Source organism: Rhodococcus sp. HNM0569 (assembly GCF_012726205.1).
GTDB lineage: Bacteria > Actinomycetota > Actinomycetes > Mycobacteriales > Mycobacteriaceae > Rhodococcus_F.
This window is the reverse complement of record NZ_JAASAE010000001.1, coordinates 404,878-420,616: the sequence shown is the minus strand read 5'-3', so window position 1 is coordinate 420,616 and position 15,739 is coordinate 404,878. Positions and strand designations below refer to the sequence as shown.

The 15,739-nt window shown below is 69.3% G+C and carries 16 protein-coding genes and 1 pseudogene; 16 read left to right on the top strand and 1 reads right to left on the bottom strand.

The features are described from left to right. Positions 1–77 precede the first annotated feature (77 nt). The 6 genes from ffh to trmD all read left to right on the top strand — a co-directional run bounded on the left by ffh (position 78) and on the right by trmD (position 4,935). The gene (ffh, locus tag HCA44_RS01970) at positions 78–1,640 is read left to right on the top strand and encodes a signal recognition particle protein (protein WP_169646822.1); all 1,563 of its coding nucleotides are present in this window, start codon (positions 78–80) and stop codon (positions 1,638–1,640) included. Between the two features lie 33 nt (positions 1,641–1,673). Continuing rightward, complete coding sequence (locus HCA44_RS01965; protein ID WP_169646921.1) at positions 1,674–2,771, top strand: amidohydrolase family protein; 1,098 nt, start codon at positions 1,674–1,676, stop codon at positions 2,769–2,771. Between the two features lie 176 nt (positions 2,772–2,947). Beyond that, the gene (gene rpsP / locus HCA44_RS01960) at positions 2,948–3,403 is read left to right on the top strand and encodes a 30S ribosomal protein S16 (protein ID WP_169646821.1); all 456 of its coding nucleotides are present in this window, start codon (positions 2,948–2,950) and stop codon (positions 3,401–3,403) included. After that, complete coding sequence (locus HCA44_RS01955; RefSeq protein WP_169646820.1) at positions 3,400–3,642, top strand: RNA-binding protein; 243 nt, start codon at positions 3,400–3,402, stop codon at positions 3,640–3,642. Before rpsP ends, HCA44_RS01955 begins: the two co-directional genes overlap by 4 nt. 13 nt (positions 3,643–3,655) lie before the next feature. Continuing rightward, positions 3,656–4,228, top strand: coding sequence for a ribosome maturation factor RimM (rimM, locus tag HCA44_RS01950; protein ID WP_169646819.1), 573 nt, complete (start codon positions 3,656–3,658; stop codon positions 4,226–4,228). Positions 4,229–4,230: 2 nt separating this feature from the next. Next, entirely contained in the window at positions 4,231–4,935 is a 705-nt protein-coding gene (gene trmD, locus HCA44_RS01945; RefSeq protein ID WP_169646818.1) for a tRNA (guanosine(37)-N1)-methyltransferase TrmD, read from the top strand. Between the two features lie 7 nt (positions 4,936–4,942). On the opposite strand, the gene HCA44_RS01940 is transcribed toward trmD, so the two are convergent. Further along, positions 4,943–5,950: a hypothetical protein gene (locus HCA44_RS01940; protein WP_240945222.1), complete on the bottom strand. Its 1,008-nt coding sequence runs from the start codon at positions 5,948–5,950 to the stop codon at positions 4,943–4,945. 116 nt (positions 5,951–6,066) lie between these two features. Between HCA44_RS01940 and HCA44_RS01935 the strand changes: the two genes are divergently transcribed. From HCA44_RS01935 to dprA, 10 genes and pseudogenes are all read left to right on the top strand, one after another. Beyond that, positions 6,067–8,379 (top strand): Tex family protein, encoded by a 2,313-nt coding sequence (locus HCA44_RS01935; protein ID WP_169646817.1) that lies wholly within the window; start codon positions 6,067–6,069, stop codon positions 8,377–8,379. Between the two features lie 65 nt (positions 8,380–8,444). Further along, positions 8,445–9,329 (top strand): hypothetical protein, encoded by an 885-nt coding sequence (locus tag HCA44_RS01930; protein WP_169646816.1) that lies wholly within the window; start codon positions 8,445–8,447, stop codon positions 9,327–9,329. Positions 9,330–9,422: 93 nt separating this feature from the next. After that, the gene (gene rplS / locus HCA44_RS01925; RefSeq protein ID WP_169646815.1) at positions 9,423–9,764 is read left to right on the top strand and encodes a 50S ribosomal protein L19; all 342 of its coding nucleotides are present in this window, start codon (positions 9,423–9,425) and stop codon (positions 9,762–9,764) included. A 240-nt stretch (positions 9,765–10,004) separates the two neighbouring features. Continuing rightward, positions 10,005–10,727, top strand: a complete 723-nt coding sequence (gene lepB / locus HCA44_RS01920) for a signal peptidase I (RefSeq protein WP_346764538.1) — start codon at positions 10,005–10,007, stop codon at positions 10,725–10,727. A 1-nt stretch (position 10,728) separates the two neighbouring features. Beyond that, the gene (locus HCA44_RS01915) at positions 10,729–11,517 is read left to right on the top strand and encodes a ribonuclease HII (protein WP_346764521.1); all 789 of its coding nucleotides are present in this window, start codon (positions 10,729–10,731) and stop codon (positions 11,515–11,517) included. A gap of 49 nt (positions 11,518–11,566) precedes the next feature. Continuing rightward, on the top strand, positions 11,567–11,878 hold the full coding sequence (locus tag HCA44_RS01910; RefSeq protein WP_169646813.1) for a DUF2469 domain-containing protein: 312 nt from the start codon (positions 11,567–11,569) through the stop codon (positions 11,876–11,878). Positions 11,879–11,922: 44 nt separating this feature from the next. Next, positions 11,923–12,384: a limonene-1,2-epoxide hydrolase family protein gene (locus tag HCA44_RS01905; protein WP_240945221.1), complete on the top strand. Its 462-nt coding sequence runs from the start codon at positions 11,923–11,925 to the stop codon at positions 12,382–12,384. Positions 12,385–12,541: 157 nt separating this feature from the next. Continuing rightward, positions 12,542–12,901, top strand: a complete 360-nt coding sequence (locus HCA44_RS01900) for a YraN family protein (RefSeq protein WP_169646812.1) — start codon at positions 12,542–12,544, stop codon at positions 12,899–12,901. 1 nt (position 12,902) lies between these two features. Continuing rightward, positions 12,903–14,402 (top strand): annotated as a pseudogene (locus tag HCA44_RS01895) (YifB family Mg chelatase-like AAA ATPase); the annotation flags it as partial. Positions 14,403–14,536: 134 nt separating this feature from the next. Then, positions 14,537–15,688 carry a DNA-processing protein DprA gene (gene dprA / locus HCA44_RS01890; RefSeq protein WP_169646811.1) on the top strand — a complete coding sequence of 384 codons (1,152 nt, stop codon included), beginning with the start codon at positions 14,537–14,539 and terminating at the stop codon, positions 15,686–15,688. Positions 15,689–15,739 lie beyond the last annotated feature (51 nt).

The window sequence follows — 15,739 nt, the reverse complement described above, 5'->3', positions numbered from 1 at the left end:
CGGTTACCCTGGATGCGGGTGTACTGCTCGTGCACTCGCATCCAGGCCACATCCGAACGACCTCAGGAGCGCACTCGGTGTTCGAATCCCTTTCCGACCGGTTGAACGGAGCGCTCAAGGATCTCCGCGGCAAGGGCCGCCTGTCGGACGCCGACATCGACTCGACCGCGCGCGAGATCCGGCTTGCGCTGCTCGAAGCGGACGTCGCGCTGCCGGTCGTGCGGGCCTTCGTGGCGCGCATCAAGGAACGTGCGAAGGGCGCCGAGGTGTCGGCGGCCCTCAATCCCGCTCAACAGGTCGTCAAGATCGTCAACGAGGAACTCGTCGGGATCCTCGGCGGTGAGACGCGGCGGCTGCGGTTCGCGAAGAATCCGCCCACCGTCGTCATGCTCGCCGGTCTGCAGGGCTCGGGTAAGACCACCCTCGCGGGCAAGCTCGCCCAGTGGCTGACCGCGCAGGGGCACACGCCTCTGCTCGTCGCGTGCGACCTGCAGCGGCCGGGCGCCGTGCAGCAGCTGAAGATCGTCGGCGAGCGCGCAGGCGCGGCTGTGTTCGCGCCGCACCCGGGCACGTCCGTGGGTGGTGGCGACAACGAACTCGGCGTCACCGCCGCCGACCCCGTCGAAGTGGCCCGTGCAGGCGTCGAGGAAGCGCGCACGAAGCAGTACGACGTCGTCGTCGTCGACACCGCGGGTCGCCTCGGCATCGACCAGGAACTCATGCAGCAGGCCGCGGGTATCCGCGACGCGGTGCAGCCCGACGAGACGCTGTTCGTGCTCGACGCGATGATCGGCCAGGACGCAGTGAGCACCGCGGAGGCGTTCCGTGAGGGCGTCGGGTTCACCGGCGTCGTGCTCACCAAGCTCGACGGCGACGCGCGCGGTGGCGCCGCGCTCAGCGTCCGCGAGGTGACCGGCGAGCCGATCCTGTTCGCGTCGTCCGGCGAGAAGCTCGAGGACTTCGACGTCTTCCACCCCGACCGCATGGCGAGCCGCATCCTCGGCATGGGCGACGTCCTGAGCCTCATCGAGCAGGCCGAGCAGGTCTTCGACGAGAAGGAAGCCGAGAAGACGGCCCGCAAGATCGGTGCGGGCGAGCTCACCCTCGAGGATTTCCTCGAGCAGATGATGGCGGTCCGCAAGATGGGTCCGATCGGCAACCTGCTGGGCATGCTGCCCGGCGCGGGTCAGATGAAGGACGCCCTCGCGAACGTCGACGAGAAGCAACTCGACCGGGTGCAGGCGATCATCCGGGGTATGACCCCGGAGGAGCGCGCGAACCCGAAGATGATCAACGCGTCGCGCCGGCTGCGCATCGCGAACGGTTCGGGCGTCAAGGTGTCCGATGTCAACCAACTCGTCGACAGGTTCTTCGAGGCCCGCAAGATGATGTCGGCGATGGCAGGCCGTATGGGTATGCCCGGTTCCCGCAAGAACCAGCGCGGCAAGAAGGGCAAGAAGGGCAAGAAGGGTGGCCGCGGACCGACCCCGCCGAAGATCAAGGGCGGTTTCCCCGGTGGACTGCCCGGCGGCATGCCCGCGGGCATGCCCGACCTGTCGCAGATGCCGAAGGGCCTCGACGAACTGCCGCCCGGGCTCGAAGGTCTCGATCTGTCGAAGCTCAAGCTGCCCAAGAAGTAGGCGGCGGACGTGAGCGTCTCGGCGACGCGTGCCGTGGCTGCATGGCACGTGCGCGGGCGGGCACTGCCCGACGGCGAACCGATCGAGTTCTGGACCGACGGCGGCCGCATCGTCGACGAGCCGGTCGCCGGTGCTCGCAGCCTGGACGTCGGCGGCACGATCGACGACACGTGGATCCTGCCCGGGCTGGTCGACGCGCACTGCCACGTCGGCATCCGGTTCGGCGGAGGTGGTGGTGAAAGTACCGAGGGCCTGCTCGAGCAGGCGCGCATCGAACGCGATGCCGGTGTGCTGTTGCTGCGCGATGCCGGCTCACCGGTCGACAACCGCATGGTCGACGACCACCCCGACCTGCCGCGCATCGTGCGCGCGGGCCGGCACATCGCGGCGCCGAAACGCTACATCCGCGGCCTGCCCGTCGACCTCGACGACGAGTCGCAGCTGCCCGACGAGGTCCGCAGGCAGGCGCGTGCGGGGGACGGCTGGGTCAAGCTCGTCGGCGACTGGATCGATCGCGCCGTCGGCGACCTCACGCCGCTGTGGAGCGACGCGATCCTGAAGGACGCGATCGCGGCCGCGCACGACGAGGGTGCGCGAGTCACCGCGCACGTGTTCGGAGAGGACGCGCTGCCCGGCTTGCTCGGTGCGGGCATCGACTGCATCGAGCACGGCACCGGGCTCACCGACACCACGATCGCGGCGATGGTCGACGGCGGCGTCGCCCTGGTACCCACGTTGATCAACATCGCGACCTTCCCGGAGATCGCCGACTCCGCGACGCGCTTCCCGGTGTACGCCGCACACATGCGCGCACTGCACACACGCCGCTACGACACGATCGCCGCCGCCCACGACGCGGGGGTGCCGATCTACGCCGGCACCGACGCGGGTGGCTCGATCCGACACGGCCGCATCGCCGACGAGGTCGACGAACTGCGCCGCGCCGGGCTCAACGCCACCGACGCTCTCGGCGCCGCGAGCTGGGCCGCGCGATCCTGGCTCGGCTGCACGAGCCTGCGCGCGGGGGAGTCGGCCGATCTCACGCTCTACCGGGGCGACCCCAGGGGCACCGACGTGCTGCGTGCGCCCGCAGTGGTGATGCTCCGCGGCGCCCTCCATCCGGTGCCCTGAACAGTCGTTTTCCGCTCCGGCGGTGGCGTCTGGCAGAATGGAGAGCTGTCGTCGCAGCCGGGTACGCCCGCGCGACGGTCACAGGAGAGAGGCAAAACCGGTCGTGCCATCCGGGCACTTCGCTGAATTGCACGTGACATGCGCAGATTACTGCGCGCTCGAAGGAGACAACAGCAGTGGCTGTCAAGATCAAGCTCACCCGCCTCGGCAAGATCCGCAACCCGCAGTACCGCGTGGTCGTCGCCGACTCGCGCACCCGCCGCAACGGCCGCGCGATCGAGACCATCGGCAAGTACCACCCGAAGGAAGAGCCGTCGCTCATCGACATCGATTCCGAGCGCGCTCAGTACTGGCTGGGTGTGGGCGCACAGCCCACCGAGCCCGTCGAGCAGCTGCTGAAGATCACGGGTGACTGGCAGAAGTTCAAGGGTCTGCCGGGCGCCGAGGGCACCCTCAAGAAGGCCGAGCCCAAGCCGTCGAAGCTCGACCTGTTCAACGCCGCCCTCGCGCAGGCCGAGAACGAGCCGGTCGCCGAGGCCGTCACGCCCAAGAAGAAGAAGGCCAAGGCCGACGAGGCCGAGGCGTCGGCCGACGCCGAGGCTCCCGCGGAGTCCGAGGCCGCCGACAAGTGAGCGCCGTCGTTGCCGACGCGGTCGAGCACCTCGTGCGCGGCATCGTCGCCAATCCCGACGACGTCCGCGTCGAGATGCTCACGGGACGCCGCGGACGCACCGTCGAGGTCCACGTGAACCCCGACGATCTCGGCAAGGTCATCGGCCGCGGCGGTCGCACCGCCACGGCGCTGCGCACCCTCGTCACCGGCATCGGTGGCCGCGGTATCCGCGTCGACGTCGTCGACACCGACCGCTGACGGTCCGCCGACGATGGAACTGGTGGTCGGCCGCGTCGCCAAGTCGCACGGCGTCAAGGGCGAGATCGTCGTCGAGGTCCGCACCGACGAGCCGGACGAACGGTTCGCGCTCGGTGCCGTCCTGCACGCACGTCGCCCGCGGGAGACCGTCACGCACGACTACACGGTGGAAGCCGCCCGGGAACACTCCGGGCGGCTTCTGCTGCGTCTGCACGGTGTGTCCGATCGTGCGACGGCCGATGCGCTGCGCGGCACTCTGTTCGTGGTCGACTCGAACGAACTCGAAGCCTCCGACGACCCCGACGAGTTCTACGACCACGAACTCGAAGGGCTGCGTGCCGTCCACGTCGACGGCACCGAGATCGGGACGGTGCGCGAGGTGTTGCACACCGGCGCAGGCGAACTGCTCGCGATCCGCACGAGCGGCGACGCGTCGCGCGAGGTCCTCGTGCCGTTCGTCACCGCGATCGTGCCCACGGTGTCGATCGCGGACGGCCTCGTGACGGTCGATCCGCCCGCGGGACTCCTCGATCCGGATTTCGAACCGGCGGACGACGGCCCGGACGAAGCTGCTGGCGGGGAGTGACAGTGCGACTCGACGTCGTCACGATCTTTCCCGAGTACCTCGAACCGCTGCGTGTCGCGCTGCTCGGCAAGGCGATCGACAAGGGCCTGGTATCGGTCGGGGTCCACGACCTGCGCGACTGGACACACGACGTGCACAAGTCCGTCGACGACTCCCCGTACGGCGGCGGTCCGGGCATGGTCATGAAGCCCGCCGTGTGGGGCCCCGCGCTCGACGACGTGCTGCCGCTCGGCGGCGACCCCGACCCGGTCCTGGTCGTGCCGACGCCCGCCGGAGTGCCGTTCACCCAGGCCACCGCGCAGAGGTGGGCGAGTGAACGCCATCTCGTCTTCGCATGCGGCCGGTACGAAGGCATCGACCAGCGCGTCTTCGACGATGCCGCGACGCGTGTACGTGTCGAAGAGGTGAGCATCGGCGACTACGTGCTGATCGGCGGCGAGGCCGCGGTACTCGTGATGGCCGAGGCCGTCGTGCGGCTGTTGCCGGGCGTGCTCGGCAACGAACAGTCGCACCGCGACGACTCGTTCTCCGACGGACTGCTCGAAGGCCCGAGCTACACGCGACCCGTGTCGTGGCGTGGGCTGGACGTGCCGGACGTGCTGCTGTCGGGCGACCACGCGCGGGTCGCACGCTGGCGCCGCGAGCGGGCGCTCGAGCGCACCGCGGAACGCAGGCCAGACCTGCTGCCTCCCGGCTACGAGGCGTGAGTGCACGTCATCGATTCCACTCGTCCGCACCACCCGGGAACACTGTGGACACCACTCCGGTGACGGTCTCGCGGGCGTGCCGCGCACTGTCGTCCTCCGATGCGTCGGTGTACGACGTGTCGGGAAACCACATCAGATCGTCCCCGTCCGGGTACTGCACGTCCTCGGTCGACGCGACCGCGATCACGTACCGGCCCGGGCGCCCGTCCTCGTCGTGCCCGACGATGCCGGTCGACCAGTGGATCCAGCGCCCCGAGATGCAGCACATCCAGCCTTGTTTCACCGCGACGGCTCGCGCGTCGGGATGGTGTCGCGGAGCCGACGTCAGCACGGCCGCGATCCCGAATTCCTGGTCGTAGCCGTCGTTCGCCGTCTCGGCCCAACCCTCGAGCAGGTCGACGAAACGGTCGATGCGCGCGGCGCCGAGCCCGTCGACATCGTCGAGGACACCGCGATAGAACCGGACGAGATCGCCTGCGGTCGACTCGGTGTTCCACCACGAGGCTCCCGAGGCGGGAGTCGTGTGCGCGAGTTCGTAGCGGTCCGCGACCTCGCGCACCGCGTCCGGGCCCAGTTCGGTCCAGTATGTGCCCGCCGCGCCGTCGTCCGACGACTCGAGCATCGCCGACAGCGTGGCGTCGTCGTCCGCGGAGAGCGGACGCTCGCCGGTCGCGTCGAGGTGCAGGAGTTGCGCCGCGAGAAAGACCTTCACGATCGATGCGCACGGTACCGGGACGTCGATCGACGAACCGGAGACCTCCACAGCGCCGTCGGTCGCGCGGTCCAGAAGTGCAATCGACACGTCCGCACGGCGGGCGCGCGCGTAGGCATCGGCCGCTGCGACGCGCTCGGCGAGTGGCGCGGACGTGGTCGACGGTGTGGGCGAGGCGCCGTCGGCCGCGTCCGGCGTGACCGGAAGTGTGCACGAGGCGACGGCCACCCCCGCGACGAGTGCGAACACCAGGAGGGAGAGAGTGCGCGCAATCGACTGCCCGGGTGGGCGGGGGCGCTGCATCCGGGACCGAGACCGTGCTGCGTGCGTGCGGAACATGGTGGCCCACTCGGCAAATCGTCTTCGGCGTTCGTGCCGACGAAGCCTGTGGTCCGACTCTACCGGTAGGGTCGGGCGCCGTGAGTGTCGAGACAGTGAATCAGCGCATCGCCGACGAACTCGAGGTGCGAGAGGCCCAGGTCGCCGCGGCGGTCGCGCTGCTCGACGGCGGCGCCACCGTGCCCTTCGTCGCGCGCTACCGCAAGGAGGTGACGGGCGGTCTCGACGACGCCCAGTTGCGCACCCTCGAAGAGCGTCTGCGGTATCTGCGCGAACTCGGCGAGCGTCGCGATGCGATCCTCGCGTCGATCGACGGTCAGGGCAAACTCGACGACGAACTGCGTGCGCGCATCATGTCCGCCGACACGAAGGCCCGGCTCGAGGACATCTACCTGCCGTTCAAGCCGAAGCGGCGCACGAAGGCCCAGATCGCGCGCGAAGCCGGTCACGAACCGGTCGCCGACGCGCTGGTCTCCGATCCGACGACGGACCCGGCGGGCTACACCGACGAGCAGCTCGACGGTGCCCGCGCGATCCTCGTCGAACGATTCGCCGAGGACGCGGATCTGGTGGGTGAGCTGCGTGAATTGATGTGGCAGCGCGGGCAGATCGTGTCCACGGTCCGCGCGGGCAAGGAGAGCGACGGCGCCAAGTTCTCCGACTACTTCGAGTTCTCCGAGCCCTTCACGAAGCTGCCCTCGCACCGCATCCTCGCGCTCCTGCGCGGCGAGAAGGAGGAAGTCCTCGCGCTCACGCTCGTGCCCGACGCATCGGCGGAAGAGGGAGTGCCGTCGGTTTTCGAGACGCGCATCGCACACCGCTTCGACGTCGCCGACCGTGGCCGCGCCGCCGATCGCTGGCTGCTCGACACCATCCGCTGGGCGTGGCGCACCAAGCTCCAGATCACCCTCGGCATCGACGTCCGGATGCGGCTGCGGCAATCCGCCGAGGCCGACGCGGTCGCCGTCTTCGCGAAGAATCTCGAGGACCTGCTGCTCGCGGCGCCCGCGGGCACACGCGCCACGATGGGCCTCGACCCCGGCTATCGCACCGGCACGAAGGTCGCCGTCGTCGACGCCACCGGCAAGGTCGTCGCGCACGACACGATCTATCCGCACCAGCCGCACGGCAAGTGGGACCAGTCCCTCGCGACGCTCGCACGGCTCGTCGCGGCACACGGCGTCGAACTCGTCGCGATCGGCAACGGCACGGCGTCCCGCGAAACCGACCGTCTCGCCACCGAACTGATCGAGAAGGCGGGCGCGTCGGGGCTCACCAAGATCGTCGTGTCCGAAGCGGGTGCGTCGGTGTACTCGGCATCCGAATACGCCTCCCGCGAACTGCCGGATCTCGACGTGTCGATCCGCGGTGCCGTGTCGATCGCCCGTCGACTGCAGGATCCCCTCGCCGAACTCGTCAAGATCGACCCGAAGTCGATCGGCGTGGGGCAGTACCAGCACGACGTGTCCGAGTCGCTGCTCGCGCGTTCACTCGGTGCCGTCGTCGAGGACGCCGTCAACGCGGTCGGCGTCGACGTCAACACCGCGTCCGTGCCGCTGCTCGCGCGCGTGTCGGGTATCGCGCAGTCTCTTGCCGAGAGCATCGTCGGCCACCGTGACGCGCACGGACCGTTCCGCACGCGTGCCGCGCTGTCCGACGTTCCCCGTCTCGGGCCGAAGGCATTCGAGCAGTGCGCCGGCTTCCTCCGCATCCGCGGCGACGACCCACTCGACGCGTCCGCCGTCCACCCCGAGGCGTACCCCGTGGTGCGGCGCATCCTCGACGAATCCGGACAGTCGGTGGACGAGCTGATCGGCAACACCGCGGTGCTCACGAAGCTCGATCCGGCGCGCTTCGTCGACGAGCGGTTCGGCGTTCCGACCGTCACCGACATCATCGCCGAGCTCGACAAGCCGGGCCGCGACCCGCGCCCCGAGTTCAAGACCGCGACCTTCGCGGCGGGTGTCGAGAAGGTCTCCCACCTGAAGCCGGGCATGGTTCTGGAAGGTGTCGTCACCAACGTCGCCGCCTTCGGTGCGTTCGTCGACGTCGGTGTGCATCAGGATGGGCTCGTGCACGTGTCCGCCATGTCGCGCACCTTCGTCGACGATCCCCGTCAGATCGTCAAGTCCGGCGACGTCGTCAAGGTGAAGGTCTTCGAGGTGGACCTCGAGCGTCAGCGCATCTCGCTCACCCTGCGCCTCGACGACGAGGTCGGCGCGGGCGCGGCGCGCCCGGGTGGCGGCACACCGCGCGGCGGTGGCAAGCCGCGTGGTGGGTCCCCCCGCGACGGCCGTGGCGGGGGCCGGAAGGGGCGCGGGTCCGGTGCTGCCCGCCCGGCGGCCTCGGGCTCGATGGCGGACGCGCTGCGTCGGGCCGGCTTCGGGCAGTAGCGAGCGGGAGGGCGGGAGGCTGCGAATTCCCGCCCTCGCGCGGCAGCGCTTGCCATAGTGATCGCATGTCGCAGTGGTTCGAGCGCGAGATCGCCGAGCACGGCCACGTGCCGCTGTTCTTCTTCCTCGTCGCGTTCGTCGTCACGTTCCTGTTCATCCGCGCCAGCACGCGGATGATTCGTGCGGGCGTGAAGTGGTGGCCGGGCAACATCACGCCCGGCGGTCAGCACATCCACCACGCGGTGTTCGGTGTGATCGCCATGATCGTGTCGGGCGGCGCGCTCATCACGGTCGTCGAATCGGCGGGCCGCACCACGATCACGATCCTCGCTGCGCTGTTCGGGGTGGGCGCCGCGCTCGTGCTCGACGAGTTCGCCCTCATCTTCTATCTGCGGGACGTGTACTGGAGCGATCAGGGTCGCGCGTCGGTCGACGCCGTGTTCGTCGCCGTCGGCATCACGGGTCTGGTGCTCACGGGTGTGCGCCCCCTTTCTCTGTTCGAGGCGGGCGAGATGACCGAGGAGGCGCACCTCGGTATCCGCCTCGGGCTCACCGTGCTGTCCGTCGTGAACCTGCTGCTCGCGGCCGTCGTGTTGCTGAAGGGGAAACTGTGGACCGGGCTGTGCGGGCTGGTCGTCCCGGTACTGTTGTTCGTCGGCGCGGTGCGCCTCGCGCGCCCCGCCTCGCCGTGGGCTCGATGGTTCTACCACGCGCGTCCGGAGCGTATGTGCACGGCGGTGGAGCGCGAGAAGAGGTGGCGCAGACCCGTTGTGCAGGCTCGCATCTACCTGCAGGATCTCGTCGCCGGCCGGCCGGATCCCGAACGGGCACGCCGGGTGGCGGGGGAGACGGTCGAGCGCACCGTGCGCCCGGCACCTGCACCGATTTCACCTGCGACCACGTCGTCTGGCACAATGGACGGGTTGCCTGGGCCAGGTGACACCACTTGATCTGGGCACGAACCAGTCGAGCCTCGGCGCCGCGCGCCGAGTTGCCGCTCGGTTCCTCTGCTCGCTGCGAATGAACGCAAGGATGGAAAACCGATGAATACCCTGGACTTCCTGGACGCCAAGTCCCTCCGCGACGACATCCCCGAGTTTCGTCCCGGCGACACCCTGAACGTGCACGTCAAGGTCATCGAGGGCTCGAAGGAGCGCGTGCAGGTCTTCAAGGGCGTGGTCATCCGTCGCCAGGGTGGCGGCATCCGCGAGACGTTCACCGTCCGCAAGGTTTCGTTCGGCGTCGGCGTCGAGCGCACGTTCCCCGTGCACAGCCCGAACATCGCCGAGATCGAGGTTCTCACGCGTGGCGACGTCCGCCGCGCCAAGCTGTACTACCTGCGTGATCTGCGTGGCAAGGCCGCGAAGATCAAGGAAAAGCGCTGACCGCAGCTGTCGAGAAGCGCTGCCCGGTCGCGGCAAGGCGCTGATCGCTCGTACGTCACGTGCTGCACGATCACCGGATGGCCCGGCACCGCTCGCTCAGCGGTGCCGGGCTACTCTGATTCGGTGACAGATTCGTCGAGGGAACCGTCGGTGTCGTCGGAAACGTCTCGCTCCCGTGGAGGAGCGCACTCGCAGCGGCATGCCGGCGACGACGACAATCCGGCGGCTCGGTTCGCCACCATCGATCGCAGCAAGAACAAGAAGGATCGCTCGTTCCTACGCGAGATCCCGATTCTGATCCTCGTCGCCCTCGTGCTGAGTTTCCTGCTGCAGACGTTCGTCGCGCGGGTGTACCTGATTCCCTCCGAGTCGATGGAACCCACACTGCACGGATGTCCCGGGTGCACGGGCGACCGCATCGTCGTCGAGAAGATCGGCTACCGCTTCCACGATCCCCAGCCGGGCGACGTCGTCGTGTTCCGCGGACCGGACTCGTGGTCGCAGGACTTCGTCTCGACTCGCTCGGACAATGTCGTGGTGCGCGGCATCCAGGAAATCGGGTCGTACGTCGGCCTCGTCGCACCCGACGAGAACGACCTCGTCAAGAGGGTGATCGCCACCGGCGGCCAGACCGTCGAATGCTGCGACGAACAGGGCCGCGTCCTCGTCGACGGCACACCGATCGACGAGCCGTACATCGAGATGGACTTCCCGTTCGTGCCCGATCGACTGACGTGCAGCACCGACGCGAAGTCCGGTCGCTGCTTCGGACCCGTCACCGTCCCCGAGGGCAACCTGTGGGTGATGGGCGACAACCGCAGCAATTCCGCCGACTCCCGGTACCACGTCAACGACGAGCGTCAGGGCACGATCCCTGTCGACAACGTGATCGGCAAGGCCCAGTTCATCGTGCTTCCGCCCGGACGCATGGGCGGAATCGATTCCCCGGAGATCCAGAACTGACGTGACGGTCGATCGAAGAAACGGCGCGGCAGCCAAATGGCCGCCGCGGGCGGTGGTGCGCCGCTCGTCGGGCCTGCGCACGATGGAGTCGACGCTGCTGAGATGCGGCCTCGGCCCGGTCGCGGGTGTCGACGAGGCGGGCCGCGGCGCGTGCGCGGGTCCGCTGGTCGTCGCCGCGTGTGTCCTGCCGGCCCGGCCGCTGCCGTCGCTCGAGCGCCTCGACGATTCCAAGAAGCTGACCGAACGCGTCCGCGAAGAGCTCTTCCCGATCATCACCCGCGTCGCACTCGGCTGGAGCGTCGTCGAGTTCTCCGCCGCAGAGGTCGACGCGGTGGGCGTGCACCGCGCCAACATCGAGGGCATGCGCCGCGCCGTCGCGGGGCTCGGGCTCTCGCCGGGCTACGTGCTCACCGACGGTTTCCGCGTTCCGGGACTCCCCGCGCCGTCGCTGCCGGTCATCGGGGGCGACGCCGCGGCAGCCTGCATCGCCGCGGCGAGCGTCCTCGCGAAGGTCTCGCGCGACCGTACGATGGTCGCCCTCGGTGAGGAGTTCCCGCAGTACGACTTCGGCGTCCACAAGGGATACTGCACGCGGCGGCACATGCGTGCGATCGCCGATCACGGTGCAAGCACGCAGCACCGTCTGTCGTGGTCGAATGTGCGCGCGCTCGTGCAGGGCGCTCGCCCGGACGAGGTCGCACTCGACGCCGTGCCGCCGGAAACCGTGTCCTCGGATCCCGACGTGCAGGCCGGTGCGTCGCTGGAACGCGAGTTCGGCGGTGCGCGATGATGGAGACGACACAGCAACACCCGGTACGAGCAGGAAGGCCGACACACCGATGAGCGCCGAGGATCTCGAAAAGTACGAAACCGAGATGGAGCTCTCGCTGTACCGCGAATACCGCGACATCGTGGGCCAGTTCTCGTATGTCGTCGAGACCGAGCGGCGGTTCTATCTCGCCAACTCGGTCGAGCTGTTGCCCCACAACGCCGACGGCGAGATCTACTTCGAGCTCCGGATGTCGGACGCGTGGGTGTGGGACATGTACCGGCCGGCGCGGTTCGTCAAGTACGTCAGGGTCATCACGTTCAAGGACGTCAACATCGAGGAGCTCGACAAGCCGGAACTCCGGTTGCCCGACAACGTCTGATTCCGGGGATTGTGCCGCTTCGTGTCGTGGCCCAGTATGGCCGGATGAGCGAACTGGAAACACAGTCCCCGGAGCACGTGGTCACCGAATTCCTCGACGCGCTCGCGTCGAACGACAGCGCCACCATCGAACGCCTCCTCGCCGACGACGTCGTCTACGTCAACGTGTCACTGCCGTCGGTGCGTGGCCGTGCCCGGGTCGCCTCGGCGCTGGGCAGCCTCTTCCGTCCCGGCCGCCTCGGCTTCGACGTCCGCACCCACTACCTCGCGACCGACGGAGACATGGTGCTGACCGACCGCACCGACGAGATCGCGTTCGGCCGCTTCGCGGCCCGGTTCTGGGTGTACGGCAGGTTCGAAGTGCGTGACGGCCGGATCACCTTGTGGCGCGACGCCTTCGACTGGTACGACCTCATGCTCGGATTCACGCGGGGTGCGCTCGGCGTGGTCGTTCCCGCGTTCAACCGCACGATGCCCTCGGCGCCCGCACCCGTCGCCGTGCGCTGACCTCCGTGTCGCGGCGTCTGCACTCACGTTCGTCCACAGCATCTCGGTCATCCACAGGCGAACCTGACGGGGGCGCTGTCGGCGGCGGCCGGAGTGTCGGTGCTGCCATGCTCCCTCTCAGCGCTCGGTGAACCGGGCTTTCGGGGGAGGAGTCGACATGGTCAACGAGCGTGGTCGTGTGGGACTGCGCGGCGAGGATCTCGCCGCGCAGTTCCTCACCGACGCGGGAATCGACGTCCTCGCGCGTAACTGGCGCAGCCGGTTCGGCGAGATCGATCTGGTGGGTGCGGACGGCGACACCGTGGTTTTCGTCGAGGTCAAGACCCGTACCGGCAACGGCTACGGCACGCCCGCCGAGGCTGTCACCGTCGTCAAGCAGAGACGCATCCGCCTGCTCGGGCTCGAATGGCTCACCGAATCCGACCGGCGTTGGGCCCGCGTGCGTTTCGACGTCGTGTCGGTTCATCTGCGCCGCGGTTACCGACCGGTGGTCGACCACCTGCGGGGAGCGTTCTGACATGGCGCTCGGGCGGGCGTACTCGGTGGCCGTCACCGGCGTCGAGGGGCAGATCGTCGAGGTCGAGGCGGATATCGGACGAGGTCTTCCCGCGGTGCACCTCGTCGGGCTCCCGGACACCGCGCTGTCGGAGGCACGTGATCGTGTCCGCGCCGCGGTTGCGAACTCGGGCGAGCAGTGGCCGGACTCGAAGGTCATCCTCGCGCTCTCGCCTGCGACCCTCCGCAAGGTCGGCTCGGGCTACGACGCCGCGCTGGTGTGTGCCGTGATGGACGCGGCGGGTCTCGTGCGCCGCGAACGCGTACACGCGACGATCATGCTGGGCGAACTCGCCCTCGACGGCAGGCTCCGGTCGGTACGGGGGATTCTGCCCGCGGTGTTGGCCGCCAAGCACGCCGGGTACGAGCGGGTCGTGGTGCCGACCGCAGCGCTCGCGGAAGCCGGGCTGGTCCGCGACATCGAGGTGCTCGGTGCACCGGACCTGCGCGCGCTGCTTGCCTGGTTGCGGGGAGAGCGTGTGCTCGACGGTCCGCAGCCGCTCGCGCCTCCGGACCGCACCGTACGACTCGACCTGAGCGAACTCGTCGGGCAGAGCGAGGCGCGCTGGGCGATGGAGGTGGCTGCGGCCGGATCGCATCACCTGATGCTCACCGGACCGCCAGGAATCGGCAAAACTATGCTGGCGCAGCGCCTTCCGGGAATCCTCCCGGATCTCACCGAGGAGGAATCCCTCGAGGTCACCGCAATCCACTCGGTGGCGGGGACCTTGCCCGCCGACCGGCCGCTCGTCGAGGTGCCGCCGTTCATCGCGCCCCATCACACGGCGTCCGTCAGCTCACTGGTCGGCGGAGGCAGCGGGACGGCGCGGCCGGGTGCCGTCAGTCGCGCGCATCGCGGGGTGCTCTTCCTCGACGAGTGTGCCGAGATCGGCACCAAGGTGCTCGAATCGCTGCGCACACCGCTCGAGGACGGCGAGGTGCGCATCGCGCGCCGAGACGGTGTCGCGCGGTATCCGGCGCGCTTCCAACTCGTCCTCGCCGCCAATCCGTGTCCGTGCGCGCCCGCCCGCGAGGCGGACTGTGTGTGCGCGCCCACCGCCCGCCGCAAGTATCTGGGCAAGCTGTCGGGCCCGCTGCTCGACCGGGTGGATCTTCGGGTGCGGATGCAATCGGTCGACACCGGGGCCCTGATCAACGACGTCGGCGAGAGCACCGAGGTCGTACGCGCGCGCGTCGAACAGGCACGGGCGGCGGCAGCCGAGCGATGGCGCGAGCACGGGTGGCGCACCAATTCCGAGGTGCCGGGGCCTGCTCTGCGGCAACGGTTCCGGCTCTCGCGCACCGCACTCGCCCCGATCGAGAAGGCGTTGCGCCGCGGAGTGGTCACGGCCCGCGGAGCCGATCGCGCGCTCCGAGTGGCCTGGAGCGTCGCCGATCTCGCGGGCCTCGACGCTCCGGGCGCCGAGCAGGTAGCCACCGCACTCGCTTTCCGTGACCGCGGTGCCGGGACACCGTCGCCGCGGCGCGTGGAGCCTGAACTGCTGAACGGGCACACCGAATCGGGCCCGACCGCGATCCGGGCAGCAATCCGTACCGAACCACCAGCCGTACCGAACCGGGGGAGAAGGAGACGCACGTGGGGGACGAGAAGCGCACACGCGCATGGGCATATCTGTCGAAGGTGTTGCAAGGGCCGAATCGTGCGCTCGCCGACCTCGTGGCCGAGCGGGGTCCTGTCGAGACGGCGGAGGTGATCCGCAGAGGCGCGTTGAACGGAGAACTCGGCACGAGGCTCACGGTGCGAGCGCATCTCGACTCCGCGGAACGCGATCTCGAGATGATCGCGGCGGCGGGTGGACGCCTCGTGTCCCCCGACGACCCGGAATGGCCTGCCTGGCAGTTGCTTCCGTTCGGGCGACTCGACGGTGCCGACACCGCGCCGCCGATTGCGTTGTGGGTACTCGGCCGGCGCCCGCTCGACGAGCTCGTCGAACGGTCTGTCGCGCTCGTCGGCACGCGCGCCGCGTCCGCGTACGGCGAGCAGGTCACCGCGGAGATCGCAGGAGATCTCGCGGTGGACGGGTGGACGATCGTGTCGGGTGCGGCATTCGGTGTCGACGGCGCGGCGCATCGTGCCGCGCTCGGAGTGGGCGGCACCACGATCGCGGTCCTCGCGTGCGGGGTCGACCGTTCCTATCCCGCGGGCCACGCTCGGCTGCTGCAGTCCGTTGCGGCGGGTGGCCTCGTGGTGAGCGAGTACGCGCCGGGCACCACGCCTGCCAAGCACCGCTTCCTGGCGCGCAATCGGCTCGTCGCCGGACTGTCGGCGGGTGTCGTCGTGGTCGAGGCGGGCTGGCGCAGCGGGGCACGCAACACCGCGGCATGGGGTCGCAAACTCGGGCGCCCGGTCGCCGCGGTTCCGGGCCCGGTGACGTCGGCCGCCTCGGTCGGCTGCAACCGCATGATCCGCGACGGCGAGGCGATCCTGGTCGCTGGTGCGCGCGATGTCGTCGACGTCGTCGGCCCGCTCGAGCTGTTCGACGGGCACGAGGCAGTGGTCACGCGCGACACCGACAGGCTGACCGGCGACATGCTGTTGATCTACGAGGCGCTGCCCGCAGCGGGGTCGCAGAGCGCGGCGGAACTGTCCGAGACGTCGGGCGTCCCCCTGCCGATGGTGCGGGCGCTGTTGCCGCTCCTGGAACTGGAAGGCTTCGTCGGCACCGACGACACCGGCTGGTTCCGGCTGCGGGGAGGAACGGGGAATCGCTCGGGTACGGTGACTTAGGTAATGCTAATTCCCGCGCTCTTCGCGGGTGCCGACTCACGGAAGGTGGCT

Bases quoted from the DNA above. Each gene is read 5' to 3' on its own strand.
- rplS (WP_169646815.1), top strand. From the start codon at position 9,423: ATGAATACCCTGGACTTCCTGGACGCCAAGTCCCTCCGCGACGACATC.
- HCA44_RS01905 (WP_240945221.1), top strand. From the start codon at position 11,923: ATGAGCGAACTGGAAACACAGTCCCCGGAGCACGTGGTCACCGAATTC.
- rimM (WP_169646819.1), top strand. From the start codon at position 3,656: ATGGAACTGGTGGTCGGCCGCGTCGCCAAGTCGCACGGCGTCAAGGGC.
- HCA44_RS01930 (WP_169646816.1), top strand. From the start codon at position 8,445: ATGTCGCAGTGGTTCGAGCGCGAGATCGCCGAGCACGGCCACGTGCCG.
- HCA44_RS01900 (WP_169646812.1), top strand. From the start codon at position 12,542: ATGGTCAACGAGCGTGGTCGTGTGGGACTGCGCGGCGAGGATCTCGCC.
- HCA44_RS01910 (WP_169646813.1), top strand. From the start codon at position 11,567: ATGAGCGCCGAGGATCTCGAAAAGTACGAAACCGAGATGGAGCTCTCG.
- HCA44_RS01940 (WP_240945222.1), bottom strand. From the start codon at position 5,950: ATGCAGCGCCCCCGCCCACCCGGGCAGTCGATTGCGCGCACTCTCTCC.